Source organism: Paenarthrobacter nicotinovorans (genome assembly GCF_007670255.1).
In the GTDB taxonomy this organism is placed as follows: Bacteria; Actinomycetota; Actinomycetes; order Actinomycetales; family Micrococcaceae; genus Arthrobacter; species Arthrobacter nicotinovorans_B.
The window spans coordinates 152,257-178,143 of record NZ_SZVS01000006.1; the positions used below are offsets into that span (position 1 = coordinate 152,257).

Consider the following 25,887-nt stretch of genomic DNA (forward strand, 5'->3'; position numbering starts at 1 on the left):
AGAGCGGACCACGTTGGACCGTCAAGGAAATGAAGGAAACTGCGTCAGAGCTATGATCTAGGCAGTGCCCCAGACGGAGGTTCTGCGGGGTGGGAAGGACGCGGATGACTGTGAATCCGACGATTCATGACGTCGCGCGGGCGGCAGGAGTCTCCATCAAGACGGTGTCGAATGTGCTCAACGACAACCCCAAGGTCGGACCGGAAACCAGGCTCAGGGTCAGGCGCCTCGTCGACGAGATGGGGTACCGTCCCAACCTTTCGGCCCGCGGACTGCGCTCCGGCAAGACCGGAGTGATCGGTCTCGCCGTCCCGTCGCTCCGTGAGATGTACTTCGCCGAACTCGCCGATTCGGTGATCCGTGCTGCCGCCAAACGCGGTCTGCGCGTGGTCATTGAGCAGACAAACGGCGATCGGGACTTGGAGATTGCCACACTCTTGGGTGGACAGATGCGCTTCATCGACGGGCTGCTTTTCAGTCCCGCGGCCATCGGCCAGCAGGATGTGGACGTTCTGGCCACCAACGATCCCTTGGTCCTGCTCGGTGAACGGATCTTCGGGGGACCCACGGACCACGTGACCATGCACAATACCTCCTCTGCCCGGGCCGCCGTGGAGCACTTGCTCGGCATTGGCCGGACCCGGATCGCCCTGATCGGAGCGCCTGAGCAACCGGCCGACGAGGCGAGTTCGGCGAACCTTCGCGAGCGCGGTTACCACCATGCACTCGAACATGCAGGAATTGGCATTGATCCCCGGCTTGTGGTCAGGGGTGGCACGTGGATCCGCGAAACAGGTGTTGCGGCGATCCGCAGGCTTCGGGCGAGCAACGTGGATTTCGACGCTGTCTTCGCCCTCAACGACACTCTCGCTTTGGGGGCGCTGCGGGCGTTGGCCCAAGACGGCCTGCGGGTTCCCGAGGACGTAGCGGTCATAGGGTTCGACAACCTTGATGAAGGCCGTTTTTCGCTGCCCTCCCTGACCAGTGTTGATCCTGGCAGGGACGAGATTGCGGAAACGGCGGTGGCCCTGTTGGTGAACCGGATCCAGGAAAAGGACGGCAAAGCCGCACCCAAAACCGTCAAGTCCAGCTTCAGGATCGTCCTCCGCGAGTCCACGGGATTCGCGGAAGCCCCCTAGCGGCATGCCTCCAAATCCTCGCCGTACCTCAACCAATCCGGCAGGTCCTGAGCCAGTGCGTCCCGGATGGCGGGCGATCCTGCGCTCCTCCAGTCGACGTCGTCGTTAATCTCGATCTCATACTTCTTCCACTCGAACCAGTTGATCATTTTCAACTGCGGATACTTTTGGTGGGTTTCGGCGGAGAAGACCTGGCGCCACCAGGTGCGCTTGACGTCCAGTTCCGACGCCCCGTTGCGGGCGGGAGTGAAGATCGCCGCTGTCTCCGGGATGGCCACCGGACGGTTATGGTCGACGCCGTACACCTGGTAGAAATCGGGCACCGGACTGTCGTTGCCGGCCGTGCCGTTGTACGTTCCCGTGAGCATGGCCAGGAATTTTCCGGGCTCGGCGATATCGTTATTGCCCCAAGGTCGCTGGTTCCCCCAGTGATACAGCGAGACGCCCACCCAGTCCACTGCGTCATCCCCGGGGTAGTAGGGCGCGTAGGTGTCATCGGCCATGGTGAGGGTGCCGTCGTGGTCGGTGTCCAGCACGGCGAAATCCGGGGAGCCCGGACGGGCCGCGTACTGCCCGCCGGTGAACGGATAGCCGCCCCCGTAGTTCGGCGCCCACATCATGGAGGTGCCCGGCGCCTTGGTATGCACTGCAGCGGCCACCTTGCGGAATACTTCCACATAGCGGATTGGCTGCTGGCCCCAGGCATACCAGGAACCGTTCATCTCGTGCGCAAAGCGTACGACGACGGGCGTCCCCTGATCGTTGATGGCGCGTAAGTCGGTGGCCAGCTTGTCGATGACTTCGTCGCTCATGGTCGCCAAGCCGCCGTGCGGCTCAAGCGTCAGGAGCAGCACGCCGCCCGCGGCACGGACCTGGGTGACGGCGTTGGTGGTGTGCGACCACGTTTCGTCGTCGTAGGGGATGTCGGAGAACTGCACCACCACCGCGGGATTGTGCCCCAGATTCTGTGTGTGCTCGGCAAGGGTTTCGGAGTGCCAGTCCAGGTTTACCCCCATGAGTACGCCGTCTTTGGGTATGATCGCTGCCGCATCACCGGCTTTGCACAGCGATAGTGCCTGGACGATCGGGACTACTTCCTTGGAGGCGAAGCCCAGCCCGGTAGCCGCCAGGGCTGTCACGAGCAAAGGGACCAGCAGGCTCGCGCGTCGGCGTTTGCGGTTGGGATGGCCGGCGAAGGTGGGAGGCGTCGCTTTCTGCCGGGACGGGTTCGGCATCATTGTGGATGTCCGGGCCATGTCAGCCCCAACCAAAGGTGCGATGCCGCCGCGCGAAGAGGTTGCGCGCACCGAACCGGGGCGTCAGGTGACGTGCCCGCACTGGTGTGCAGCCGCCGTCGACGGCTTCTTCCCGGCTTTCGTAGATGCGGGCGACCTGCCCAAGATGGGCCTGAAGGCGGGTGTCTTCCAGCGCCGCGGAGCTGCCGAAGAGGCGCAAATCTCCGCCGCGGGCGCGCAGGAGGTGCAACACCTCCAAAAGCCCGACGACGCCGGAAGCGCCAACCGCCGTCACTGCGGTCACGTCCAACAGGACCAGGATGGGCCCGTCGGTTGCGGCGTTGGCGGAGTCGTGCCGGATGGCGAGGACCGTTGCTGCGTCCAAGGCGCCATCGAGGATCAGGTCGAATGATTTCAGTGATGTTGGCGTGGCGTGTGGGACATGGGAAAGCGTGGACATGATGGTCGCTCCTTGCTGGGGGATGGAACGGCGTTTATTTGTGGGTTTGTCTGGTCAGCGCCTGGTGGCAGGCGGGGCGAGCGAATCTGTGCCCAGGAGGCTGGCGAGTTCGTCGGGCACGGGCATCGGATCTACTTCTTCCTCTCCCGGTCCGCGGTACCGGGCGGCCCCGATGACCACGCTGAGCAGGGCAAGGTCCAGGGCAACCCAAGCGAGGGTGATGAGCGTGGGATAAAGCGGTGCCGCCGCAGTAGCTGCACGGGCTATGCCCACCGCGGAGGAGATAATGAGGATGGCCATCGCCACCAGTTGGAGCCGGACATGGCGGAAGCCGTGGCCCGCTGCCTGCTTGCTCTTGGCCGTGACAGAGAACGTCAAATGCTTGCCCAGGAACACTGCCGCAGCACCCGAGCAGGTGGCAGCAATCCAGGTGGGAAACAGGGCGAAGGACCACTGCTGGCCGCGCCACAGACCCCGGGACCCTTTGCCGGCAACGTGGAACAAGAGCTGGCATGAAACAAAGAACGGCAGGAACAGGCAGAAGAACACCACAGGACTTGCCGTCAGGGGATAGACGCCGGCAAGCAGGAACACTACCGGTGCCGCGATATAGCTCAGGGCCGCGAAGCCATTGAGGTAGCTGGTCATGGTGCCCAAGTACATAAGCCGTTGTGCCAGCGTCAGCCCGCGAAGGAACAACGGGTTGTCGTTGAAAAACACTTGCATGGTTCCGGCTGCCCAACGGCGCCGCTGCGAGAGCATGGTGGACACGTCTTCCGGGGCCAGCCCGTGGACTAGGACCTCGTGGTGGTACACGCTGCCCCAACCCATGGCGTGAAGGTGCATGGCCGTGGCCATGTCCTCCGTAATGGTGGTGGTATCCATCGGGTGGATGGCCAATGCCTGGTCGGTGTGGGCGACGTCCACCGATTCGAGGACCGCATCAAGCTCCGGCACGACGTCGTCCATGGCATCCGGAACAGCCAACGCCGCAGTATGGAACGAGACCCTGAGCTCGAAGGTGATCTCGGCGAGGACTTCACCGCGGCGAAGCTGCTGTTCCGCACGGCTGATCGCCTCCAACGCCTGCTCAACCACCGGCATCGCATTCGGATGCCGACGGCCCAGCTCACCCAGGAGATCCTGCAAACGCGAGCGGCCCCGGCGCAATGCACTCCAGGTGTGTTCGGTGGCTGTCCGGGTGTAGCGCGTCAGGCCCAGGGCCATGAGGGCCTCCCTGCGCAGGACAGCATTCGAGCCACAGAAGAACGCAGCGTCCCACCCATCCTTGCCCTGCTGGATGGGTCCATAGAACAGCTCGGCCTGGCTGCCCAGGGGATCACGGTCCGGTACATTCCAGAAATGTTGCGGGGTCTGTACGAAGGCCACTTCCTCGGCATCAAAGTAGCCCAGGACGCGGTCAAGGAACCGGGGCTCCGGAACCTGGTCCGCGTCCAGGATGGCCACGAATTCACCCGTGGTCGTGGACAGGGCGTTGTTGACGTTGCCGGCCTTGGCGAAGCGCTGCCGGCCGTCCCACTCGGGACCCCGGGTGATATAGCCGACGCCGATCTGCCGGGCTGCGCTCGCAAAGGCGCTGCGGTTCCCGTCATCCAGGATCCAGGTTTCGTGTGGGTACTCCATGTCCCGTGCCGCGATGGCGGTCTTGAGGACGAGCTCGAGCGGTTCGTTGTAGGTGGCTATGAACACGTCCACGGTCCTGCCCGGCAGGGCAGGCGGGGGCGGTGGCCGCCGTCGTGCATTCCACATGGCGACCGCGTACAGCGTGGACTCGCCCAGGCTGTACGTCTCAGCGGCGACAAGCGGCAGGGAGATCCACCACGCATCCCACGCAACGGTCCCTGACCAACGCCAACTGATGTAGATCAATCCAAAAGACACCACCAGGACCGCAAGGATCCTGACCAAAATTTGCTGGCGAATGCCCATATTTAGCCTCCGGTAACTGCTGGGGAAAAGGCAAAGGCGCGGCAGGGTGTCCGGACGCCTTCACGGCGAATGTGGGAGGACACGGCTGACGCGCCTGGAGCATGCATCGTCGATGCTCAGCGGAAGGAATTCAGTTGCGAACGGAAGTTCCTTATCCCACTTTCTCCCGCCTGCGTTTCGTCGCCGTTACGGGATTGCTAAGTACTTTCGCGTTGATTATTTCCTTCCAGTGACGTTTCGCGTGTCACGACAAAAGCTCTTGCGCTCCGTATGAAAGGGCCGTCAGAGTTGCGTTCATGAAGCGACGACTCACGCCCTTGGCGCTGGTCATCGTCGGATTAACCCTCGTGGCGACCCTCATCGCTCCTGAGCCTCCGGCGCTGGCCGCCGCCGGCATGCCGGCTGCCGGTGCATTGGTGTGGAGCGATGAGTTCAATGGGCCTGCGGGGACCGCCCCGGACAACAGCAAATGGGTTCATGACACGGGAGGTTCGGGCTGGGGCAACGGAGAGCTGCAGTACTACACCGGCAGTACGCGCAACGCCGCGTTGGATGGCAAGGGAAACCTGGCCATCACGGCGCGCCGGGAAAATCCCGAGGGCTACTCCTGCCACTACGGACCATGCCAATACACGTCCGCGCGCCTTACAAGTGCAGGGAAGTTCAGCCGGACCCAAGGCCGTTTCGAAGCCCGTCTCAAGCTGCCCAAGGGACAAGGAATGTGGCCCGCGTTCTGGATGCTGGGTAACAACGTCTTCACTGACGGCTGGCCCACAAGCGGCGAGATCGACGTCATGGAAAACGTAGGCAAGGAACCCGGCACGGTCTGGGGCAGCATCCACGGCCCGGGCTATTCCGGCGCCAACTCGGCCAACGGCAGCTACACCCTTCCCAACAGAAAGGCGCTGGCCGACGCATTCCACACCTTCACCGTGGACTGGGGACCGGACTCGATCACGTGGTACATCGACGGCATTGCCTACTCACGAAAGAGCGCTGCCGCGGTTTCCGGGGTGTGGGCCTTCGACCATGATTTCTTCCTCCTGCTGAATCTCGCCGTCGGCGGCTACTGGCCAGGCTCTCCGGATGCAGGGACGGTGTTTCCGCAGTCGCTGCTGGTGGACTACGTCCGCGTCTACGAACTTGGGGCCGCGCCGTCGTCACCGGCCACGCCGGCCTCTGTCCGAATCCAGGGCTATGCCGGCAAATGCATCGACGTTGCCGGGCGGCAGGCCGTCGACGGTTCCCAACTGCAATTGTGGGATTGCGACGCCTCTGCCTCGGAGCAATGGACTTTCGCCAGCAATGGAACCGTTCGATCGTTGGGCAAATGCATGGATGTGGCATGGGGCTCCACTGCCAATGGAGCCCGCATCCAACTGGTTACATGCAACGGAAACGCAGCGCAACAATTCGTGTTGACCTCCGCCGGAGATTTGGTTAATCCGCAGTCCAACAAATGCGTGGATGTGGCGGATTGGGGGTCCGCGAATGGTTCGCGTCTGCAATTATGGGATTGCGCCGGTTCCGCCAACCAGAAATGGTGGCGGATGGCGTAGAAAAACGTCCGACGGCGGCGCGCAGCAAGTGCGGGTCCGGCGACTATTGCTGGGGCGGCTGGGGAGCTTCCTGGAGTAGTCGACGGGACCTTGCGCCGGGCGCGCGTCGCCGTCGCGGCGGTTACCGCTGTGCCCGGCCGGACGGAGATCAAGTTCCCGGCCGGGCCGCGGTTTCGAACGCGTGCTGCAGTTAACGGGCGCTGGCCGGCAGCTAGGGGGCCGGCTGGCAGCGCGGGCAGAAGTAGATATCGCGTTCTTCCGTGCCGTCGGGGCCTGCGAGCAGGCCGCGCCTGATCGTGGCTCCACAACGCCTGCAGGGTTGACGCTCCCGGCCGTAGACCCAATAGCCGGGGCGCAGTGCGCGTGGGCCCAGGGTGCTCCGGCGGCCCGGGCCGAGGTTTTCGCCCAAGAGGCGTTTGGCATCCCGGACGATCTTGGTCAGATCCGGAACCTGGCCCACTGGCAGGGCAGGATGAACTCCGGACAAAAAGCATGAGTCACAGCGATAGATGTTGCCGATGCCGGCCAGTTTCCGCTGATCCAGCAGGGCGAACCCAATAGTAACGTCCGGCTCTGCCTTCAGCCTGCGCAGTGCCTCGTCCTCGTCCCAGTCCGGTCCAAGGAGGTCCGGGCCGAGGTGTCCTACGATCTTGTCTTCCTCCGCCGTGGGCACTACTTCCAGGATGCCCAAGGAGAACCCCACCGCGTCAGCGCTTGACGTGCGAAGGACGCAGCGGGCCGTGTGGCCGGGCTTGGTCCAGCGGCCTCCCGGCGGGTAGATCATCCAGTTTCCCTCCATCTTGAGGTGGGAGTGAATGGTCAGTGCACGGGGTTTCCGGCTTGCCCCGGGCTCAGTGTCCTCGGGGCCGGTCAAACGCATGAGCAGGTGCTTGCCCTTGGGAACTACCTCGGTCATGGTCCAGCCCGCGAGATTCAGTGTGGCGAAGCGGGGCACGCGGAAGTCGGAAGCCGTGATGACCTGGCCCGCCAAGGCCTCGTGCAATCTGTGGGCAGCCCGCCAGATGGAATCGCCTTCAGGCACGGATACGCAGTCCCTTCGGAGTTGAGTAAGCGCCCGCGGCCGCCAGTGCAACCGCGATCGGGGTCTCCAGGAGGTCGTGTCCGTTGACCTTCTCCATGAAGAGTTTGTCCACCGCGCCGCGACGCACCACGTCCACCAACGCTTGTGCTGCAACTGCCAGCACGGCCTCGTCCTGGTTGAAGGTGAGCAGCGTCTTGCCGCCGCGTTCGACGTAAAGGACCAGGGCGCCGTCGACCATCACTACCAGCGCGCCCGCCTTCCTTCCGGGGCGGTGGCCTGAACCGGCGTCGACCGCCAACGCAGGCCAAGGGAGCGCAGCACCGTAGGGGTTGGCCGGATCCGTAGCCGCGAGTGCCAGCGCCACAGGTTCGGCCTTTGCGATGCGGGCGTCCTCCGTGAAGGACCTCAGCCGGTCTACTGTTGCCGGCACGGCGAACTGGGCCGCTCCCAGGTGTTCAATGAAGTAGCCGCGGCGGCACCTGCCTGCTTCCTCCAGCCGGGCCAGCACCTTGTACATGAGGCCGAAGCCGCCAAGGATGTTCTCCGCCATCACGGATCCGCGGGTCACTACGCCGTATCTGTCGAGCAACAGTTCTGCCGTGCCCCGTGCATGGATGGTGGGGTCCAGTTCCGGAGCGGGCAAGGCAGACCAACGGCCGACGGCGGACGGCGGCGCAGGTGCGATGCCTCCCGACACCGAGCCGTATCGTCCGCCGGTGAGGCCCGGCGAGCCAAGCAACCCTGTTCCGTGCGAGCGGCCGAGCCTGCTCATCCGCGGCGTTCTTGCCCGTGGAGCTTTGGCAACCTGCCGGTGGGCTGTCTTTCCGCCGGAGATCATGGCCCGCACGGGAGCGAAGGTATCTCCAGTGACCCGCCCAGCCCACACCAGGTCCCACAACGCGGTGACGACGGCGTCATCACTGAGCACTGCATCCATGCCGCCTGCCACCTCGGTCAGCTGCCGGAAGAAGTAGCCACCCCCGGCGCTGAAGTGTTCAAGGAGCCGCTGTTGGGCATCACCGGGCTCGAACTCCGGGTCCGGATTGAGGGTCAACTCGGCGGAGTCGGCCACGTGGAGGCTGATCCAGCCGTCGTTGCCGGGCAGGGATCCGGCCCCGGACCAGAGGAGCTCGCCCGCGGCCATGAGTTCATCGAGCATGGCGGGCTTGTAGTCGGCCACCCGGCTTGCCAACACCAACGGCTCCCACGCCGACGCCGGAATGGGTACTCCGGAGAGTTGGTCCACGGCTGTGATGATGCCATCGAGACCGCGCAGCGCCTGGCTTCTGGACTTGCCCGGCGCGGTGACGTTCTGCCAGGCGGGGAGGAACCGGCCATAGGCTGCGGTGTCTACCGGCTCCACCTCGGCCCGCAGCGCGGCAAGGGAGCGACGCCGGAGCTTCCTGAGCACTTCGGCATCGCACCACTCGCTGGATGGCGGAGCGTCCAGGCTCATGAGCTCCGGTTCAATACCCTCGGTGGGCTGCTCGGCAACCGCGTGGGGGCGGAACTCACCTTCGACCACCCGGCCGTCTCCGGCCAGCCGCTTCAGTGCGGTATTTACGACGGCGACGCCCAGTCCCAGCCTCGTTGCGGCCTCCGCTGCCGTGAACGGTCCGTGGGTACGGGCATAGCGGGAAACGAGGTCGCCCAAAGGATCGTTCACCGGTTCGATGAAGGCCAGGGGAACGCCCATGGGGAGCGGAACGCCAATAGCGTCGCGGAGCCGGGCAGCGTCTTCCACTGCCGCGTAGCGTTCGACGCCGCCAATGGTCACCTTCAGCGCGCGGTTGGCCTTGTGCAGGGCAACGAGGTGGGCAGTAGCTTCAGCGGCAGTGCCGTGTGGCGCGACCGAAGGGGTTTCCTCGACGTCATCAGGTGATTCGGGGTCGAACGGCTGATCCAACGCTGCCAGCCCGGGGGAAGCCTCCGCTTGCTCCGTCCCTTGGAGCCGTTCCGCTACTTCCTCAACACTGAGCGGGCCCAGCAGACGAAGGAGATCAGCGACGCCTTCCATCCCACGGACACGGCGGTCCGGGGCGAGCCGTTGCAGTTCCATTTCGGTGGAGTCGATGACTGCAGCGTCCAGGAGTTCCCGGAGTTCCACGCGGCCCAGGAGCTCGTTGAGCAAGGTGGAGTCCAGGGCCAAGGCAGCCGCCCGGCGTTCGGCCAGCGGGGAGTCGCCCTCGTAAAGGAACTGGGCGACGTAGCCGAACAGGAGTGACTTTGCGAAGGGGGAGGGCTGCTGCGTGGTGGTTTCCACGATCCGCAGTTCCCGGCGTTCCACGGATGACGCAATGTCTTTCAGAGCCGGAAGATCGTACACATCCTGCAAGCATTCACGCACAGCTTCAAGCACGATGGGGAACGAAGGGTACTTCTTGGCGACGTCCAGCAACTGTGCTGAGCGCTGGCGTTGCTGCCACAAGGGCTGCCGTTTCGCTGGATTCTGGCGGGGGAGGAGCAGGGCCCTGGCAGCGCATTCACGGAACCTCGAAGCGAACAGCGCGCTGCCGCCAACCTCGGCCGTGACAATCTGCTCGAGTTCTTCCGGGTCAAAGAGGAACAGCTCGGCTCCCGGCGGCTCGTCCTCCATCATGGGCACGCGCAGCACAATTCCGTCGTCAGCTGCCATGGCGGAACCGTCCAGGCCATAGCGCTGCTGCAGGCGTTGTCCGACCGCCAGCGCCCACGGTGCGTGGACAGGCATGCCGTAGGGACTGTGGAGGACCACTCGCCAATCGCCGAGTTCATCGTGGAAACGCTCGACTACCAGGGTCCGGTCGCTCGGGACGATCTCTGTGGCTTCTTTTTGTTCCCTGAGGTACTGCAAGAGGTTGCTGGCTGCGAAGGTGTCCAGGCCGCTGGCTTGGCAGCGCTCCATGGCGGGTGCCTCATCTGCCGCTGACAGTTCCCGGATGAACGCGCCCAAGGCCTTGCCGAGGTCGACGGGGCGGCCCAGGGAATCTCCTTTCCAGAAGGGGAGTTTGCCCGGCTGGCCGAAAGCGGGGGAGACCAGCACGCGATCATGGGTGATGTCTTCGATCTTCCAGCTGGTGGCGCCGAGGGCGAACACATCGCCTACCCGGGATTCGTACACCATTTCTTCGTCAAGCTCACCGACGCGGCGGCCGCCCTTCGCAGCGCGGGCAGAAGCCGTGGGTTCACTGCCGTCCCCGCCGGCTGGGGAGGAGGAGCCCTCGACTTCCGTGCCGATGATGTACACGCCGAACAGGCCGCGGTCCGGGATGGTGCCGCCGGAGGTCACGGCAAGGCGTTGGGCGCCGGGCCGTCCCTCGATGGTTCCGGCGTGCCTGTCCCAGATGATCCGTGGACGGAGTTCAGCGAACTCGTCGGAGGGGTAACGTCCGGCCAACAGGTCCAACGTGGCCTCAAACGCCGAGCGCGGGAGGCTCGCGAAGGGAGCGGAGCGACGCACGGTAGTGAACCACTCTTCGACGTCGATACTGCCCAAAGCCGTGGCGGCCACCGTTTGCTGGGCCAAAATGTCCAAGGGGTTAGCCGGAATGCTCAACCGCTCAATCTGGCCGCTGAGCATTCGTTCCACGGTGACGCTGGTGTGCAGGAGGTCTGCGCGGTGCTTGGGGAACAGCACGCCTTCGGAGATCTCGCCGACTTGGTGTCCGGCACGTCCCACGCGCTGCAGGCCGCTGGCTACCGAGGGCGGGGATTCCACCTGGATCACAAGGTCAACGGCGCCCATGTCGATGCCGAGTTCCAGCGATGAGGTGGCTACGACGCAACGCAAGCGGCCGGACTTGAGGTCGTCCTCGATCATGGCCCGCTGGTCCTTGGAGACAGAGCCGTGGTGCGCGCGGGCAAGGACCGGATCGGCTCCGGTGGTGCTGCCGGCCTGCGCCATCATGTGTGCCGGGGTTGCCGTGGAAGCAGGAACAGCCGGGTTTGCCTCAGAGGCCCCCCATTCGCTGCCGCCCACGGCCATCAGCTGTCGTTCGGCATAAATTTCGTTGAGCCGGGCCGTCAGGCGCTCGGAGAGCCGGCGGGAGTTGGCGAAGACAATCGTGGATTGCTTGGAAAGGACAAGATCCACGATCTGCTCTTCCACGTGCGGCCAGATGGACGCCTGTGGCTGGAGTCCGGAGGCCGGGCCGGAGTCGAACGCGCCGGCCGCACCCTGCAGGTCCGACATGTCCTCCACAGGCACAGTGACCGTGAGGTTCCAGTTCTTTTTGGACGGGGGCGCGACGATCTCCACAGGAGCCTGGCCGGCCAGGAACTGGGCCACCAACTCACGGGGCTGGACGGTGGCCGAAAGTCCGATCCGTTGGGCAGGCTTCGGCAGCAAAGCGTCCAGGCGTTCCAGTGAAACCGCCAGGTGGGCGCCACGTTTGGTGCCCGCGACCGCGTGCACCTCGTCGATGATGATGGTGTCCACCTCGCTGAGCGTTTCCCGGGCACGGGAGGTCAGCATCAGGAAGAGTGACTCCGGAGTGGTGATGAGGATATCCGGAGGGTTGGTCAGCAGCGTTCGGCGGTCTGCCGCAGTCGTATCTCCCGAGCGGACACCGACCGTCACCAGAGGTGCCGGAAGCCCCAAACGCTTTGCCGTTTGCGTGATGCCGATCAGCGGCGAACGAAGGTTCCGTTCGACGTCGACACCCAGCGCTTTGAGGGGCGAGATATACAGTACGCGGGTTTTGGTTTTGGGTCGCCTGGCCCGCCCTTTGCCGTTGGCAGGCACAGACTCAAGGCCAGGGAGCGTGTCAGCGGGGGTGGAGTGCAGCCTGTCCAGGGCCCACAGGAATGCCGCGAGTGTTTTACCGGAGCCTGTTGGCGCCACGACCAGCGCATGGGAACCCGAGGAGATTGCGTTCCAGGCACCATCCTGGGCGGGTGTGGGCTCGGAAAAAGCGCCGAGGAACCATTCCCTGGTTGCCTGGCTGAAACGGCTGATGGCGCCATTGGGCGCCTGCGGCTCCTGCATTCATCCATCATGCCCCACGGCTCCGACAGAATAAGCCGGAACCGTGGGGGACGGGATCAAACAGCTTGGAAAGCGGTGACGGTCAGCAGCTTGATGCCGGCGTTGCTGCAGGCGTCGTGGGGCTCGGCGACGAACAGTGATGCCGTGTCGTTGGGCGGGTAAATGCGGAAGCCAGCCGCGGGGACCTTGGTGCAATCACCGTAGTTGCCGGCCTGCGTGTAGCGGATTTCAGCCCAGGCGGCCTTGCCCGGAGCCAACTCAATCTTGGTGACAGGGGTTGTGGACTCGCGCGTTGCAGGTTCGCCGATTGGCCCGCCGTTCGCGTCAGCCGTCAGGGAAACTCCCGCGAAACCCTCGATGATGCAGGGTGCCGTTCCGGAGTTTGTCAGGATCAGCTTCTCGTAGACACTTCCGGCAGCGCCGCCGCCGGTGGAATCGGTGGTCGCGGTCAAGGAGTCGGCCTTGCACTGTCCGACTGCTGCCGGAGGGGCAGAGGTGGGTGTCGTGGTGGGTGGCTGCGAAGGTGTGGTCGTGGCCGACGGAGTGGGAGAGGCCGACGTTGAAGATGGCGAAGGAGTGGAAGATGTTGGCGGGGCACTGCTCGAGTCCGCAGGGCTGGGGCTTGGTCCACAAGCCGCCAGGAGCAGCAGCGAGGCGGCCGCCGTCGTCGTCACAAGACCGGTTTTGATGCGCTGAGTCCACATGGGCACCAGCCTTGCCCCGGCGGTGGCCCTAGTCAATTCAGCCACGGGTTACAGCGCGGATTGGCGCCCGGATCGTGATCTTCCGGGCGCCACCTGCGCTGTTACTTCGTCTCTGCCTTCACGGCAGCAGGCTTCGCCGAGCGGCTGCGGAAGAACGCCGCACCACCCAGGCCGAGCCCTGCGATACCGGCGATCAGGCCGGCCCAGCTGCGGGCCTGCGAGCCGTCGTCGGTTACTGCTGCTGCCTGCTCCGTGGACTCGGTGGATGCCGCGTGGTGGTCACCCGACGCTGCCGCCGGAGTGATGGAGATGGCCGGTGCGGGCGACTTCAAATCGTCCTCGCTCTGGCCGTCCTTGGGGATTTCGATCCAGTCCGTCTTGCCCGTTTCGCAGGTCTGGTACGTGGGGAAGTAGATGGTCTTGCCAGCGGCGTCCGGAAGCTTCACCGAAAGGACCAGGGCATCACGCATGTGCGGATCCAGCGGCGCTTTTGCCGTGTACACGATCTGGCTGGTGCGCTTGGTGATGGACGTGCCGTCCTCCAGCTTCTTGGGCTCAGCCAGGTTCTCGGTCACCTTCTCCACGGTCCAGTTGGGGTTCACCGTAGGGGTTGCATCCGTCAGTTCTTCGGGGAGGTTGATGGCCACTTTGGTGGTGCCGGACGTGCCGCAGCCGTGGGGAACGCTGAACGTCAACAGTGCGTAGGAGTTTGCCGCGGTTTTGTTCGGATCCACCGAGACGTGGGCCGAAGCGCCGGCGATTCCTGCCATCATCAGGGCTGCAGTACCACCGGCGACGGCGGTGGCTGAGAGGGTACGGCGGAGCGAGGACTTCTTCATGGGATTGCCTTTCGGGTGCGCCTTCTGAGGCGGCGCGGGGTACGGGTTTAGAGCCCGTCACCAGGCAAAGGCTTGTGCTTGCTTTGCGGCTTTGGTGCCGGGCGGAACTAGGGAAGTACGACGACGGCGGGCGGGCCGCGGCGGCTGTCTTGCCTAAGGTTCCGCCAGGGGCGGGGGATGAAAACGTCAGGTGCGCCAACGGCGACAGGTGAGGCGCCGGCGTCGGGCCTGAAGAGCAATGTGGGCAGGGCGACCAGCGGGCGCAGCCACGCGGCGAGCTGCCACAAAGCGTCCTCGCCCTTGGCCAGGACGATAGACGACCCAACCGTGGCCGCGATGTGGGCGATCAGCATCAGGACGCCCAGTGTGGTGCCAACCTCGTGGGTGTGTTCCGTGACTGTGTGCAGGGCCGGGGTCAGTGGCTCGTTGCCGAGGTGGTGCGCCGCTCCGGGTGTGCCGGCGGCTACCGGCCCGAGCGCGGTGAAGGCCTCGTGGAGTGCGAGCTGCCCTGCGCCCAGGAGTGCTGCCATGGTGACGACGTTCAGCTTGAACCGGGTTGCCAACGTGGTGGCCAATGCCGTGAGGGCGAGAAGCGCCAACAGGACCGGGGCCATGGGCAGCAATCCACCGCCAACAACGTGCGCACCGGCCGCCAAAGCCACGATGACCAACGCGATCGCGCCGGACCGCAACGCATGGAAGGGTGCCCGGAGCTGTGAAGTGCGCACGGGTCCTCCCTTTTCTTATCGCGTTGGCTTGTTGAGGCGTCTTGATTCTATCGGGAGTTCGGTGCCGGTCCGGCCCCGGATGGGTTGCTATGTGGATAATGACGCCGAGAGCTAACTCCTTGACGGCCGGACGAAGGTGGGACCCGGTGGAGCCGGAACGCTGCCCGCCGAACCGGACCTACGACGGCGGAGCTCTAGTTTCAGGCTTTCCTCGCCGCGGGCCATGGCCCAGTGGTGGTTCGCCGAGAACGCAGGTTTGAGGAGCCAACTCAGTCTTCGAAGGAGGGGTTTGGCGGTGCTGACCCGCCAGTCGTAGGTGATGACTGTTTCGGGGCCATCCGTTGCGAAGGACCAGCGCCCCGTGCCGTTGAGGTCGCCAACAGCTGTGAGTGCGAACCCTTCCAAGGTCACCGGTTCCGTCACGGTGAGCCGCCAACGCAAGGTGTAGGGGAGCCAGCCTTTGGTGTGGAGGTCGAAGGAAGCTCCCACTCCGTCGGGGCCGCCCGGGGTTACTCTCGTAACGCTCAGGTAGACCGATGGCCACCACTGCTTCAGTGTCCCGGCATCTCCAAGGATGTCCACTACTTCCTCACGCGTCCCCGCCACGCGCCAGACAGTGACGAATTCGTAGTCGGTACTTTTGCCTGTCTTGCTGGTTGACCGGGCCATTGTTGCCTCCGACGTTCTTGCCGTTCCGAGGGTGTCATTGGGCATCCGGCCTTAATCTACTCCTGGCTGCGCTGAAGGGTTAGCTCTCAAGTCTTTGGCTTAGTGAAAGTGCCGAAACTTCACCCCTCGACGTGCATTTCGGAAATATGTTGCGTATTGATCCCGAATTCGGCAAGGTAGGGCCTGAAAGATGCCAAATCTGCAATATATTTCCGAAACGAGTCCTTTGTGGATGACGTCAAGGCTATCGGTGTGAACATCAGGCACGCCCGGAAGGCCGCCGGGATCACCCAGAGCTCTCTTGCCGACCTCATCGGCACGTCCGCCCGTACGGTCCACGCTATTGAAACGGGAACCGGGAACCCGACGCTCCAGACGGTTGTCGCGGCGGCCAATGCTGTTGGCCTGCGGCTTGGGGCCATTGATGGCTGAGGATCTGGCCCAGCTGAAGTTCGTCCGAAGGGCGGACGTCTACAAATCGGGAGAGGGCACAATTGGAGTGCGCGGAATCAAATCCCTTCCGCCACGAACAAAATATGAGAGAGGCCTGATGATTCCCGAAATGGTCGTAGTCGCTGCTCAAAGCCCGACTCTAACGGACTACACACCAGCTGCCATCGGACTTATAGGGACGCTGATTGGCGCGAGCATAGGTTTGGCCTTCAACTCGTTCGCTCACAAAGAGCAGAAAAGGCGGCACATCAACGAAAAAGTCGTCGAATTATTGCGGCGGACGGATGCAATCCGAACCTCCTACACTGAAGTTTTCAACGACGCGAGGAAATACGGCGATGGCAACGAAACGAATGCCGGAACTGACCGGCGGAAGATGGTTAACACTCCTCACCTCAACATCGCGATGTCTGAGACACGCGAAGCACGAATTGTTCTGGACTACATACGCCTAACAGCTGACCCCACGACGGCATGGCTCGCGCGTGAAGTAACCGATTGCAGCAGAACATTACTAGTGGCGATCAAAAACTATGTGGAGAAGGACCGGCCTGTTCAGAGGGCATATCTGCAGAATTATGGAGAGACCAGAAACGCGCTGATATCGCACCTCGCTCCAAAGTCGCCGGCCCCGAATGGGCCTAGGCTGCTGGCGGCAAGGTTCTCTCGTTGGGCGGCTCGGCATAGGACCTCTGATTCGGACACAGAAGCAGACGACGTGGTGGAGCCGATGGAGTTCGCGGGACATGCATCAAGCAGTCCTACGCCCGATACTTCAGACCCGGCCTGACGGCGAGGGAACTTGTTGCGGATGTGCGCCCAGGGAGGTCCTGCTTGGTAGCGTTCTCCTTATGCCCGAAGACAATGAGCCCGACCCGCGTTTCCTGACGACAGGGCAGGTGGCAAGAGTTGGCGACCAGTGAGGTCAGATCCGCCGATGCTCAAGACGGGCTAGCTCCAATGAATGGCGAGGCAGAAGTGCTGGTCAGCTCAATTTCTGGTAGTGCTCCTGAAACCACGGAAGCATTGTGGCTCGGAGTGTTCCTTGCCGAAGTTAAGAGGCAGGCTGAACTCGGGAGCCGATATATCAAGCGTGCGTGGACCAGAGCGATGTCTGGCGAAGTCAAAAGCAATGACAACATAGTTTGGGGTGACCTACAAGCTGCCTTATTCTCCGCTATTGTGATCCAGCGGATCCTCAAGCCGGGGCCGGTTCGGGCTAGTCCCAAGGAAACGCATGCCGAACGTAAAAGCCAGGCAGAACACCGCGGAAGCAGACTTCGAGAGCTGCTTTCGATTGAGGAAAATTCACCCCTGTTTCTCAGCAAAGACGTGCGAGACGCCTGCGAACACTTCGACGAAAAGATGGATGCAGTGGTTCTCGATGAAACTGCATCGATTATTGACTGGCATATTAGCCTGGATGGGCGGATTCCCCAATCCCTGCCTCATGACACCTCTGGACAACCAAGAGCGACTGACCTGCGGGCGTTCTTTCCTAGGGGAGGTGTCCTGCGGTTCTCGGCCAAGTACCAACTAGACCTTTTTGCGTTGGATATTGCCTTCCTCAGGCTCCTCAAGGAAGATCTTCCCGCAGGCGAGGCCGCTCTCCAGGAACTCAAGAGTGGGCCCATGACATATGGAGCCGCGCAATATGTGCGCGTCATGGCGGAACAGACTGAAGACGCCCGAGTCGAGCATTGGCTCCTTCTGCGGGAAAAAGCAGGAATGCCAGTACCGAGCGACTTAGTTGCTCGACCTAGTGGTTACCCGCCACATCCCGCCTAAGGTTGGGGGATAGGGACCCCCGTGACTAGGTGGATCGTCTCCCACCTTTGGAACGCATCCTGCGGTGGGTAAATGATCCACTTATAGAAGTGAAAGCGCATTCGCCACCAGAGCGCGTCCCTCTCCGTTGCGTCCAGGTCGTCGCGCATAGACTCTTGAAGTCGCTCAACAGCCAGCCCGAGGTTCTGTCGTTCAGTCTCATAGTCGTCGGAGAGGACAGCGTCAAAAGCTTGGCGTTGGCCCGCAGAGACTACGTTGGCAAAGGTCCGCACCTCCCTTGCAGCAATGATCTCAAGTCGCGCGTTAGTGGTATCAGTGATGTCTTTCAGCGGTACCTCCTTAGGAGGCTTATGACCGTGATGTTGCTCGTCCAAGGATCTTACTGAGACGTGCACTTGACGAAGAAGATTGGTGTAAGCATCGACTTTCTGGTTTCTAAGCCACTGCTTGTGTTCCGTTGTCATGCCAAGGCGCGCACCGACCCAAGCACCGGCCAAAGCTGCGGCAACAGGTACGAGAAGCCACCACCCTTAGCCTTGTCGGAGCAATTCATCCATGACACGAAACTACCCTGCAACCAAGGAATCTTCGGTTAGCACCGTGGCATGACTAGTGGCCCGGTGCACGATCGCTTGTTTGCTGCCGAAAAGGACTCCAAGGAGCCTCGATTCTCTTTTGAAAGAGAAGGGGGACAATCTCGGGATTTACTCAACGACTGAGCCCTTACCCGTGGAACGTGAGGACACGGAAATCATCGATACAACCGATGAGCACCACGATGCCCGGCACCTAACTCAGGTGCATGACGCTATCGAATGGGGAGTCAGTCCAACGGAAGACAACGGGTCATAGCGGACGCTGGCGCCGGTATCCGACCCCCGCGGGTCGCTCAAATAAACAGAAATCGTCTTGTCTCGGGTGGACGCATTACATTGGGCAGATGAGCGAAAATCAGGGCTCCGAGCCGAGTAACCTCCTATTCCACTACACGTCAGCCGAGGTTGGAATCTTCAATATCCTGATGGGAGGGACGCTGCGACTCTCGCCTATGAGCACCACCAATGACCCATGGGAAACTGAACCAGTAATGCCCGGCTTCCAGATAGTGCCCCCAGACGATGATGCGTTCGGGCCCGACCACGCCATTAAGGCTTGGGAGGAAATTGACCGAGACATTCGACTGCATTCAAAACTAGTAAGCCTCACCCAGGACTGGGGTCCCGCAGACATCTTCTTCGACACGCCTCGGCGTGGATGGAGTCATCTATCTTCGTGGGCGCACTATGGTGCACGTCAATCCGGCGTGTGCTTGGGCTTCGACCGTGAAATTCTTCTCGAAGAGTTCAGCAAGCTCGGCGACCCAGCAGCCCTGCATGTCCAGGGCCCGGTCACTTACTGGAGGGACGGTTCTCACGCCGTATTCCATCCAATACTCAGCACTCACCTCCGCAAGTACGGTACGGACGCCGTATCTCGACAATATGCAGAAGAGCACCAGCAAGCGTTGTTTCTGTCCAAGCACATCGACTGGGCAAACGAGTACGAGTACCGCCTCGCCCTGATGAACGGCTCAGCATTGCCTGAGTTCATAGACATAAGCCGGGCGATGAAAGCTGTGGTTGTCGGCAGTAAATTTTCGGCTGGTCTTAAGCCGGCGCTGGAAGAGGCCCTGAGTAAATATTCGAACGTAACCGTTGGACAGATTGGGGTGATGGGGCACCAGACATTTGCGACTCCATACCCGCTGAACGAAACGAAAGCGGAGACAAGCATCAAACCGAGTGAAGCGGGAGACCTCGCCACCCGCGTCGAGAACCTCCGCCAGGAGTACGCAGAGTACTCTGCTGAGAGACTTAAAGCCCTGAGCGAAATCCTAAATTAGTCTTGCTGCGAGGAAGTGGCGCCGCTCTAGACGAACAAAATGCCCCCACCTAACGCTCTGAGGTGGCGGCTTACTTGTGTCGCAAATACTAGGTTCACTGAACCGGTCTTATGTCGCCCTGCGAGGGTGCTCTGTTAACTGCAGGGCAGCGTCGATAGAATTGAAGTCATGCCTTCGTCCACAAGGTCAACCAGGTTTAGATAGAGGTCCGGTTCGAGCCCGGCTGAGCGAAAGCTCTGGAGCGCGAGTGGCAGCCCAAGAATGGCCCCGGTTTTCGCCAGGGCCATTCCAATGTCTTCACTCCGGGGCGCCTTCCTTGACCTCATTTACGGACACGTCACCGTCATGCGGCAACCACTGGGAAGTTAGCCGGTTCTTGAAATCGTCAATTACTTCCGCAAAACCGGAGTCACTTCCGGGGTGACAACTACTGTCATTGTGATGGTGATCTTCATCTTTCAGATTCCTTACGCTGGGTAGATGGCCGGGTAGAGCGAGTGCATGCCGTCCACCCACTGCTCAATCTCGGTGAGTGTCAGCACGCGGTTCCACAGAGCAATCTCGGCATAGGAGGCTGCGATGAACGCTCCCGCGCTGAAGTGGCCGGCAACGGCGGGGGCCAGCGGGTGGCAATTCGTCACGGAGGGTGCCAGCGATACGGACCTTGTTGGCGCTGATGGTCGCAGCGCCGCCCGTGGTGAGCGCTGCCGTGATGACGTTCCCAGCCAGGGGACGCCGCGACACTGATCGTGGTTCCGTCACCGTTGCGCATGTAGACCAACCCGGTAGCGGAGTTCCACACAACGTTGCCGTTGGAAGTGGTGGTCATGCCGGGCGGCGTGCTGTGTACCAGCCGGACTTCATACCCTTGGGCTGACCGGCGATGGCAACGATGATGCAGGGAAGCGCTTTGCCGGTCTTGACCTTGTCCAGGGCTGTAGGAGGGTACACCCAGTTGAAGCCATAAACGCCGCACTGTGCCTTTCCCGCGGTTCCTTGCCGAGAAGCTTGCGGTTCAGTGTGAGGGCAAGGGGCGTGACGATCTTGCTTTCCCTGGCGAGAACGGTCATCGCCTACGACTTGCGCGAGTCCACGAGGACAACATGAGTTGGTTTGGCAGCGCCGTGAAGCGTTCTGGGGTCCCGCGCATCACACGTCATGATCTGCGCCACTCTGCTGCGAGCTCTGCCGTTTCTGCCGGCGCAAACGTGAAGGCGGCTCAGAAGATGCTGGGCCACAGCTCCTCGGCGATGACTCTCGACGTGCCCGCGGATCTCTTTGACGGCGACTTGGACTCGGTTTCAGACGCCCAGGTCACGCCGTCTCTCTGGCGAATGTGCCCAAATTTGCCCACCAGCCTGATTCGGGTATGAAGAAAGGCCCCGCCTCCCTCATAAACAAAGGGAAGCAGGGCCTTTCTCATCGGCGGTGACGGTGGGATTTGAACCCACGTTGGCTTTTACACCAAACAACATTTCGAGTGTTGCACCTTCGGCCGCTCGGACACGTCACCAACTGAAATAGGGTACCGGAGTTGGACCCGGTTCCCCAAAACGAGACCCCAACACGCCAGCGCGGACACCCCGAAATCACCCACGAAACAGCGCCAACTTCCATCCGAAGCGCCCCGCCACTAGATTCGTAAGTACCATGACTATTCCTCGCGAGCACGTACACCAAGCCACCGCCTACTGGGTCACCAAGTCCGGCGATGGTGAACTGCGTCCCGAAGCCATTGAGAGCCCCACAGAAGAAGAGGCCCTGGTCAGGACCCTGTACTCCGGGGTCAGCCGGGGCACTGAGCGGGTGGTTCACGAGGGCCGTGTTCCCGAGCGAGTAGCAGATCTGATGCAGGCCCCGCACCAGGAAGGTGAGTTCCCTGGCCCGGTCAAGTACGGCTACCTGAGCGTCGGCGTCGTCGAACAGGGACCGGAAGAATGGCTCGGCAAGACCATCTTCAGCCTCCACCCGCACCAGGACTTCTACGTCGTCCCCACCAGCCAGCTGACTCCCATTCCCGCGGATGTCCCCGCGCGCCGCGCGGTGCTGACCGGCATTGTCGAAGTCGCCATCAATGCCATCTGGGAAGCCGGACCGAGGCTGGGAGACCGGGTCGCCGTCGTCGGTGGTGGCCTGGTGGGCGGCGTCCTGGCGACGCTGCTGCGCAAGTATCCGCTGGGTCGCCTGCAACTGGTGGACGCGGACCCGGAGAAACGAAGCCTCGCCGACAAGCTGGGCATCGAATTCGCCGAGCCTGACAACGCGGACAACGACAACGACATCGTCTTCCACTGCTCCGCCTCCAACGACGGCCTCAAACTGAGCCTGCAACTGGCCGGCGATGACTCTGACGTGATTGAGCTTTCCTGGTTCGCTGACAAGGAAGTCACCCTGCCGCTCGGTGAGGATTTCCATGCCCGCAGGTTGAACATCCGCTCCAGCCAGGTGGGCGCGGTGGCCCTGCCCCGCAGGCATCGGCGGACCAATGCGCAGCGCTTGCAGGAAGCGGCCGCCCAGCTCAAGGACCCACTGTTCGACACGTTCCTGACCAGTGAATGCCAGTTCCAAAACCTGCCCGCAACACTCGCTAGATTGCTTGAACGGCCCGGCGGTTTCTGCCACGTGGTCGCGTATCCAAACCCGGAGGATTAATACATGTTCAGCCTGACCGTCCGACGCCACTTCATGATCGCCCACAGCCTTCCCCGCGAAGCGTTCGGCCCGGCCCAAGGCCTCCACGGGGCCACGTTCGTTGCCGAAGTCAGCTTCCGGCGTCGTGAACTCAACAACGACGCAATCGTCCTGGACATCGGCGCCGCGGGCGGCATCCTGGAGGAAATACTCGAAGACCTGAACTACAAGAACCTGGACGAGCACCCCGCTTTCAAGGGCAAGCTCTCCACCACCGAGGCCCTCGCCAAGCACATCGCGGACGCCATGGCCACCCGGATCCAGGACACCGAGGACGGACCGGCGCTGGCTGGTATCGACGTCGTCCTCCGCGAGAACCCCGACGCCTGGGCGGGCTACTCGCTGGAGCTCGCGGCCAAGTAGGTGCGCATCCGCTTCCTCGTCCCCGGCAACGTCCGGCACGGCTCCGGCGGCAACAAATACAACGCCAAACTTGCCGAACACCTGACTGTCCTCGGCGCGACGGTCGAGACAGTAACGGTCGACGGCGATTGGCCGGTGGGCAGCGCAGCGGATCGGCAGCGTTTCGCTGACATGCTCGACGGCGGCAGCACCGTGATTGCCGACGGCTTGGTTGCCAGTGGGGCTCCGGAAGAGATCGCCGGCGCGGTGCAGGCCGGGACCAAGGTGTGGATCCTTTCGCACATGGCGTTGGCGGACCATCCCGGGCTTGAAGCGAGGGCGTTGGCAGCGGCGACGGGGATCATCTGCCCGAGTGCCCACTCAGCATCGGGATTGCAGGCAAGGCATGGCTCGCTGGACATAGTGGTGGCCACGCCGGGGGCAGAACCGGCCGACATCGGCGAGGGGTCCCAGCCCAAGCATATCGTGTCCGTCGCGGCCCTCCTGCCGAACAAGAGTCAAACACTCTTGATCGAAGCCCTAAGCGGGATCAAGGAACTCCCCTGGACGGCAGCCCTCATCGGCTCGGAAGAAGCCGACCCGGCGTACGCGGCCGAGGTGAGGGCCGCCGTCGAACGTCACGGTCTGCAGGACCGCATCCGTGTCACCGGCGAACTCACTGGGCAGGCGTTGCAGGACCAGTGGCGTCGGGCGGACCTGAGTGTGCTGATCTCGCAGTCGGAGTCGTTTGGGATGGTGGTGACGGAGTCACTGGCTCACGGGATTCCGGTGATTGTGCGGCAGGGGACCGGTGCCGTGGAGGCGCTGGGCGACAGCGGCGCTGGAAAGGCGTGGGATCCGGGAAGGTCGTTGGCGGGAACACTCCGGGCCTGGCTCACGGACGAGTTGCTCCAAGAGTCCTGGCGCAGCAACGCCCTTCAAGCCCGGCGCGGTTTGCAGCGCTGGGAATCGACCGCCCGGACCGTCCTGGACGCCTTGGAAGCTCCACCGAGATGACACTTAATGACAATTCCGGGCCGCCGGACTGTCATTAACTGCCAACTCGCGGGGCGGCTGCGGAGCCGGGCACGCGGTGCGCGGCGAAGAAGTCCCTAAGGAGCGCTGAACACTCGTCCTCGCGAACCCCTGGGTAGACCTCCACCCAGTGGTTGAGGCGGCGCTCGCGCAGGATGTCGAAGACAGAGCCCGCCGCGCCGGCTTTCTCATCCCACGCGCCAAAAACCACGCGGGGAATACGGGCCAACACAATCGCACCGGCACACATGGCGCACGGCTCGAGGGTCACCACCAAGGTGCAGTCCTCCAGCCGCCACCCATCACCGGAGGCACCGGAATCCACGGCGCGTTGCCGCAGCGCAGCGGCCGCCTGCCGGATCGCGACGACTTCGGCATGGGCGGTCGGGTCCCCGTGCGCCTCACGTTCGTTGCGGCCGGAACCCAGCACCCCGCCGTCGGGCCCTAACACGACGGCGCCGATCGGCACGTCGTCCGTCTCCAACGCCAACCGGGCTTCGTCCAGGGCAAGGCCCATCCAGGCCAAGTGATCTGCGTGATACGGCTCGGTGGCGCTCATGTCTCAATGATAGTTTTGGGGGATGCGCACATTCGTCGTGGACCACCCGCTGGTCGCTCACAAGCTCACCGTATTGCGGGACAAGAACACTCCTTCACCGGTCTTCCGGCAACTCACCGAAGAACTCGTCACCCTCCTGGCGTATGAAGCCACCCGCGAGGTCAAGACGCAGCCGGTCGAGATCGAGACCCCGGTCACCAAGACCATCGGCACCGCCTTCACCAAGCCCACGCCGCTGGTGGTACCCATCCTGCGCGCAGGGCTGGGCATGCTGGAGGGGATGACCAAGCTCGTCCCCACCGCGGAGGTCGGCTTCCTGGGAATGGCCCGCGACGAAGAAACCCTGGACATCATTACCTACGCCGAGCGCCTCCCCGAGGACCTCACCGGCCGGCAGATCTTCGTCCTGGATCCCATGCTCGCAACCGGCGGCACCCTGCGCGAGGCCATCAAGTTCCTTTTCAAGCGCGGCGCCTCGGACGTTACGTGCATCTGCCTGCTGGCAGCACCCGAAGGCCTGGCCAAGCTGGAAGAAGAGCTCTCCGACGCCAACGTCAACATCGTGCTGGCCTCGATTGATGAGAAGCTCAACGAAAAGTCGTACATCGTGCCGGGCCTGGGCGACGCCGGCGACCGCCTCTACGGCGTGGCCGGCTAGAGGGAGACCCCTACCGGTTTCCTGCCTGCCCCGTTAGCCTGTGGCGCATGGACTGGAAACTTGAACTGGTATTTGTCCCCGTGTCCGATGTCGACCGGGCGAAGGATTTCTACGTCAACAAGGTTGGTTTCAACGCCGATTACGATGAGCGTCCTACGGACGGCATCCGCTTCGTGCAGCTGACTCCGCCGGGTTCCGCCTGCTCCATCGCCATCGGGGAAGGCCTGAACGACGCGCCTCCAGGTTCGGCACCGTCGCTTCAGATCGTGGTGGCGGACATCAACAAAGCGCACGAACAACTCAAAGCCAACGGCGTGGACGTCAGCGACATCGACATCCAGGACTGGGGCCACTTCGTGTACTTCGCGGATCCGGATGGCAACAAGTGGGCGGTCCAGTACCTCCCTCAGCGGCCCAATGGGTGAGTAACTCCCGCCAGGTACGGCAGGATGGAACCATGAGCCATCCTGCCGCGAATGCTGCCACAGAACCGCCCGTGTTGACCGTCCGCGCCATCCTCTTCGACATGGACGGAACACTGGTTGATTCCACGGCCATCGTGGAGCAGGTCTGGCTGGAGTTCGCCGAACGCTACGGCCTGGACTACAACGAGATTCTTCGCACCTCCCACGGCGTCCAAGCAGGGGACACTATCCGCCGTTACGCGCCCGCAGACGCTGATCTTGAGGCGCTGACCGCAGAACTTGGCGAGATGGAGCGTTCCAGGACCGACGGCGTCATCGCGCTTCCCGGTGCCGAGGCCCTGCTTGCGGGACTGCCGGATGAGGCGATCGCTTTGGTCACCTCGGCGGATCGCATCCTGGCGGAAATCCGGATGAAGGCTGCCGGGCTCAGCATGCCGTCCACCACCGTCACTGCCGAATCCGTCACCCAGGGCAAGCCGCATCCGGAGGGATACCTCAAAGCCGCCGCGCTGCTGGGAGCCGAACCGGCCGACGTCGTGGTTTTTGAAGACGCGCCCGCAGGTATTGCCGCTGCGCGCGCGGCAGGCATGCGCACCGTTGTCGTCGGTGACTCCGGCGGCGAACTGGAAGAGGGCATGTGGCGGATCCCGGACTATACGGCGGTGACGGTCACCGCGGTGAAGGATGACGACGGCGGCCACCTCCTGACGCTGACCCTCTAATAAGGTTCAGTCCGGTCTGTTCCCGCCGGAAAACCGGGAGT

Annotated in this window: 25 protein-coding genes, 1 tRNA gene and 1 pseudogene; 13 read left to right on the forward strand and 14 right to left on the reverse strand. The window is 62.9% G+C overall.

What is annotated here, in order from left to right; genetic code table 11:
* Positions 1-104: 104 nt before the first annotated feature.
* The gene (locus FDP28_RS11290; protein WP_144661526.1) at positions 105-1,139 is read left to right on the forward strand and encodes a LacI family DNA-binding transcriptional regulator; all 1,035 of its coding nucleotides are present in this window, start codon (positions 105-107) and stop codon (positions 1,137-1,139) included.
* Here the strand turns inward: FDP28_RS11290 and FDP28_RS11295 are convergent.
* Genes FDP28_RS11295 through FDP28_RS11305 form a run of 3 tightly spaced genes read right to left on the reverse strand, consistent with a single transcriptional unit; the run spans position 1,136 to position 4,784 of the window.
* On the reverse strand, positions 1,136-2,395 hold the full coding sequence (locus FDP28_RS11295; RefSeq protein WP_260842436.1) for a glycoside hydrolase family 26 protein: 1,260 nt from the start codon (positions 2,393-2,395) through the stop codon (positions 1,136-1,138). The genes FDP28_RS11290 and FDP28_RS11295 overlap by 4 nt on opposite strands.
* Before the next feature lies 1 nt (position 2,396).
* Positions 2,397-2,834, reverse strand: a complete 438-nt coding sequence (locus FDP28_RS11300) for an STAS domain-containing protein (RefSeq protein WP_144661527.1) — start codon at positions 2,832-2,834, stop codon at positions 2,397-2,399.
* 54 nt (positions 2,835-2,888) lie between these two features.
* Positions 2,889-4,784, reverse strand: coding sequence for a glycosyltransferase family 2 protein (locus FDP28_RS11305; RefSeq protein WP_144661528.1), 1,896 nt, complete (start codon positions 4,782-4,784; stop codon positions 2,889-2,891).
* A 296-nt stretch (positions 4,785-5,080) separates the two neighbouring features.
* On the opposite strand from FDP28_RS11305, the gene FDP28_RS11310 reads away from it, so the two are divergent.
* Positions 5,081-6,343 (forward strand): glycoside hydrolase family 16 protein, encoded by a 1,263-nt coding sequence (locus FDP28_RS11310; protein ID WP_144661529.1) that lies wholly within the window; start codon positions 5,081-5,083, stop codon positions 6,341-6,343.
* 211 nt (positions 6,344-6,554) lie between these two features.
* Here FDP28_RS11310 and FDP28_RS11315 read toward each other — a convergent pair whose 3' ends face one another.
* From FDP28_RS11315 to FDP28_RS11345, 6 genes are all read right to left on the reverse strand, one after another.
* The gene (locus tag FDP28_RS11315) at positions 6,555-7,385 is read right to left on the reverse strand and encodes a DNA-formamidopyrimidine glycosylase family protein (protein ID WP_144661530.1); all 831 of its coding nucleotides are present in this window, start codon (positions 7,383-7,385) and stop codon (positions 6,555-6,557) included.
* Entirely contained in the window at positions 7,378-12,351 is a 4,974-nt protein-coding gene (locus FDP28_RS11320) for an Lhr family helicase (RefSeq protein WP_144661531.1), read from the reverse strand. Before FDP28_RS11320 ends, FDP28_RS11315 begins: the two co-directional genes overlap by 8 nt.
* A 56-nt stretch (positions 12,352-12,407) precedes the next feature.
* Positions 12,408-13,055, reverse strand: a complete 648-nt coding sequence (locus FDP28_RS20545) for a DUF4232 domain-containing protein (RefSeq protein ID WP_186313596.1) — start codon at positions 13,053-13,055, stop codon at positions 12,408-12,410.
* A gap of 101 nt (positions 13,056-13,156) precedes the next feature.
* Positions 13,157-13,894 carry a YcnI family copper-binding membrane protein gene (locus FDP28_RS11335; protein ID WP_144661534.1) on the reverse strand — a complete coding sequence of 246 codons (738 nt, stop codon included), beginning with the start codon at positions 13,892-13,894 and terminating at the stop codon, positions 13,157-13,159.
* A gap of 107 nt (positions 13,895-14,001) precedes the next feature.
* Positions 14,002-14,622 carry a hypothetical protein gene (locus FDP28_RS11340; protein WP_144661535.1) on the reverse strand — a complete coding sequence of 207 codons (621 nt, stop codon included), beginning with the start codon at positions 14,620-14,622 and terminating at the stop codon, positions 14,002-14,004.
* A 111-nt stretch (positions 14,623-14,733) separates the two neighbouring features.
* Entirely contained in the window at positions 14,734-15,291 is a 558-nt protein-coding gene (locus tag FDP28_RS11345; protein WP_144661536.1) for an SRPBCC family protein, read from the reverse strand.
* Positions 15,292-15,543: 252 nt separating this feature from the next.
* On the opposite strand from FDP28_RS11345, the gene FDP28_RS11350 reads away from it, so the two are divergent.
* The 4 genes from FDP28_RS11350 to FDP28_RS11365 all read left to right on the forward strand — a co-directional run bounded on the left by FDP28_RS11350 (position 15,544) and on the right by FDP28_RS11365 (position 19,414).
* Positions 15,544-15,723, forward strand: a complete 180-nt coding sequence (locus FDP28_RS11350; RefSeq protein ID WP_313955645.1) for a helix-turn-helix transcriptional regulator — start codon at positions 15,544-15,546, stop codon at positions 15,721-15,723.
* Positions 15,716-16,534, forward strand: a complete 819-nt coding sequence (locus FDP28_RS11355; RefSeq protein ID WP_144661538.1) for a hypothetical protein — start codon at positions 15,716-15,718, stop codon at positions 16,532-16,534. The genes FDP28_RS11350 and FDP28_RS11355 overlap by 8 nt, the downstream gene beginning before the upstream one ends.
* Before the next feature lie 119 nt (positions 16,535-16,653).
* Positions 16,654-17,532 (forward strand): hypothetical protein, encoded by an 879-nt coding sequence (locus FDP28_RS11360; RefSeq protein ID WP_144661539.1) that lies wholly within the window; start codon positions 16,654-16,656, stop codon positions 17,530-17,532.
* A gap of 940 nt (positions 17,533-18,472) precedes the next feature.
* Positions 18,473-19,414 carry a DUF2971 domain-containing protein gene (locus tag FDP28_RS11365; RefSeq protein ID WP_186313598.1) on the forward strand — a complete coding sequence of 314 codons (942 nt, stop codon included), beginning with the start codon at positions 18,473-18,475 and terminating at the stop codon, positions 19,412-19,414.
* Positions 19,415-19,881: 467 nt separating this feature from the next.
* Here FDP28_RS11365 and FDP28_RS20550 read toward each other — a convergent pair whose 3' ends face one another.
* The 3 genes from FDP28_RS20550 to FDP28_RS20775 are packed head-to-tail and all read right to left on the reverse strand — an operon-like array spanning position 19,882 to position 20,365.
* A complete protein-coding gene (locus FDP28_RS20550; RefSeq protein ID WP_186313599.1) occupies positions 19,882-20,055 on the reverse strand; it encodes a hypothetical protein in 174 nt (57 codons plus the stop codon).
* Positions 20,052-20,243 carry a hypothetical protein gene (locus tag FDP28_RS11370; RefSeq protein WP_144661541.1) on the reverse strand — a complete coding sequence of 64 codons (192 nt, stop codon included), beginning with the start codon at positions 20,241-20,243 and terminating at the stop codon, positions 20,052-20,054. Before FDP28_RS11370 ends, FDP28_RS20550 begins: the two co-directional genes overlap by 4 nt.
* Positions 20,240-20,365: a hypothetical protein gene (locus FDP28_RS20775; RefSeq protein WP_260842437.1), complete on the reverse strand. Its 126-nt coding sequence runs from the start codon at positions 20,363-20,365 to the stop codon at positions 20,240-20,242. Before FDP28_RS20775 ends, FDP28_RS11370 begins: the two co-directional genes overlap by 4 nt.
* A 23-nt stretch (positions 20,366-20,388) precedes the next feature.
* Here FDP28_RS20775 and FDP28_RS11375 point away from each other — a divergent pair.
* Positions 20,389-20,787, forward strand: a pseudogene (locus FDP28_RS11375) (tyrosine-type recombinase/integrase); the annotation flags it as partial.
* 53 nt (positions 20,788-20,840) lie between these two features.
* Here the strand turns inward: FDP28_RS11375 and FDP28_RS11380 are convergent.
* Positions 20,841-20,927, reverse strand: a tRNA-Ser gene (locus FDP28_RS11380).
* Positions 20,928-21,064: 137 nt separating this feature from the next.
* Between FDP28_RS11380 and FDP28_RS11385 the strand changes: the two genes are divergently transcribed.
* The 3 genes from FDP28_RS11385 to FDP28_RS11395 all read left to right on the forward strand — a co-directional run bounded on the left by FDP28_RS11385 (position 21,065) and on the right by FDP28_RS11395 (position 23,464).
* Positions 21,065-22,066: a zinc-dependent alcohol dehydrogenase gene (locus tag FDP28_RS11385; protein ID WP_144661543.1), complete on the forward strand. Its 1,002-nt coding sequence runs from the start codon at positions 21,065-21,067 to the stop codon at positions 22,064-22,066.
* Between the two features lie 3 nt (positions 22,067-22,069).
* Positions 22,070-22,468, forward strand: coding sequence for a 6-pyruvoyl trahydropterin synthase family protein (locus FDP28_RS11390; RefSeq protein WP_144661544.1), 399 nt, complete (start codon positions 22,070-22,072; stop codon positions 22,466-22,468).
* 171 nt (positions 22,469-22,639) lie between these two features.
* On the forward strand, positions 22,640-23,464 hold the full coding sequence (locus tag FDP28_RS11395; protein WP_144661655.1) for a glycosyltransferase family 4 protein: 825 nt from the start codon (positions 22,640-22,642) through the stop codon (positions 23,462-23,464).
* A 34-nt stretch (positions 23,465-23,498) separates the two neighbouring features.
* Here FDP28_RS11395 and FDP28_RS11400 read toward each other — a convergent pair whose 3' ends face one another.
* Entirely contained in the window at positions 23,499-24,041 is a 543-nt protein-coding gene (locus FDP28_RS11400) for a nucleoside deaminase (RefSeq protein WP_144661545.1), read from the reverse strand.
* 22 nt (positions 24,042-24,063) lie between these two features.
* On the opposite strand from FDP28_RS11400, the gene upp reads away from it, so the two are divergent.
* Genes upp through FDP28_RS11415 form a run of 3 tightly spaced genes read left to right on the forward strand, consistent with a single transcriptional unit; the run spans position 24,064 to position 25,846 of the window.
* On the forward strand, positions 24,064-24,699 hold the full coding sequence (upp, locus tag FDP28_RS11405) for a uracil phosphoribosyltransferase (RefSeq protein WP_144661546.1): 636 nt from the start codon (positions 24,064-24,066) through the stop codon (positions 24,697-24,699).
* Between the two features lie 47 nt (positions 24,700-24,746).
* On the forward strand, positions 24,747-25,124 hold the full coding sequence (locus FDP28_RS11410; protein ID WP_144661547.1) for a VOC family protein: 378 nt from the start codon (positions 24,747-24,749) through the stop codon (positions 25,122-25,124).
* Between the two features lie 32 nt (positions 25,125-25,156).
* A complete protein-coding gene (locus tag FDP28_RS11415; RefSeq protein ID WP_144661548.1) occupies positions 25,157-25,846 on the forward strand; it encodes an HAD-IA family hydrolase in 690 nt (229 codons plus the stop codon).
* Positions 25,847-25,887 lie beyond the last annotated feature (41 nt).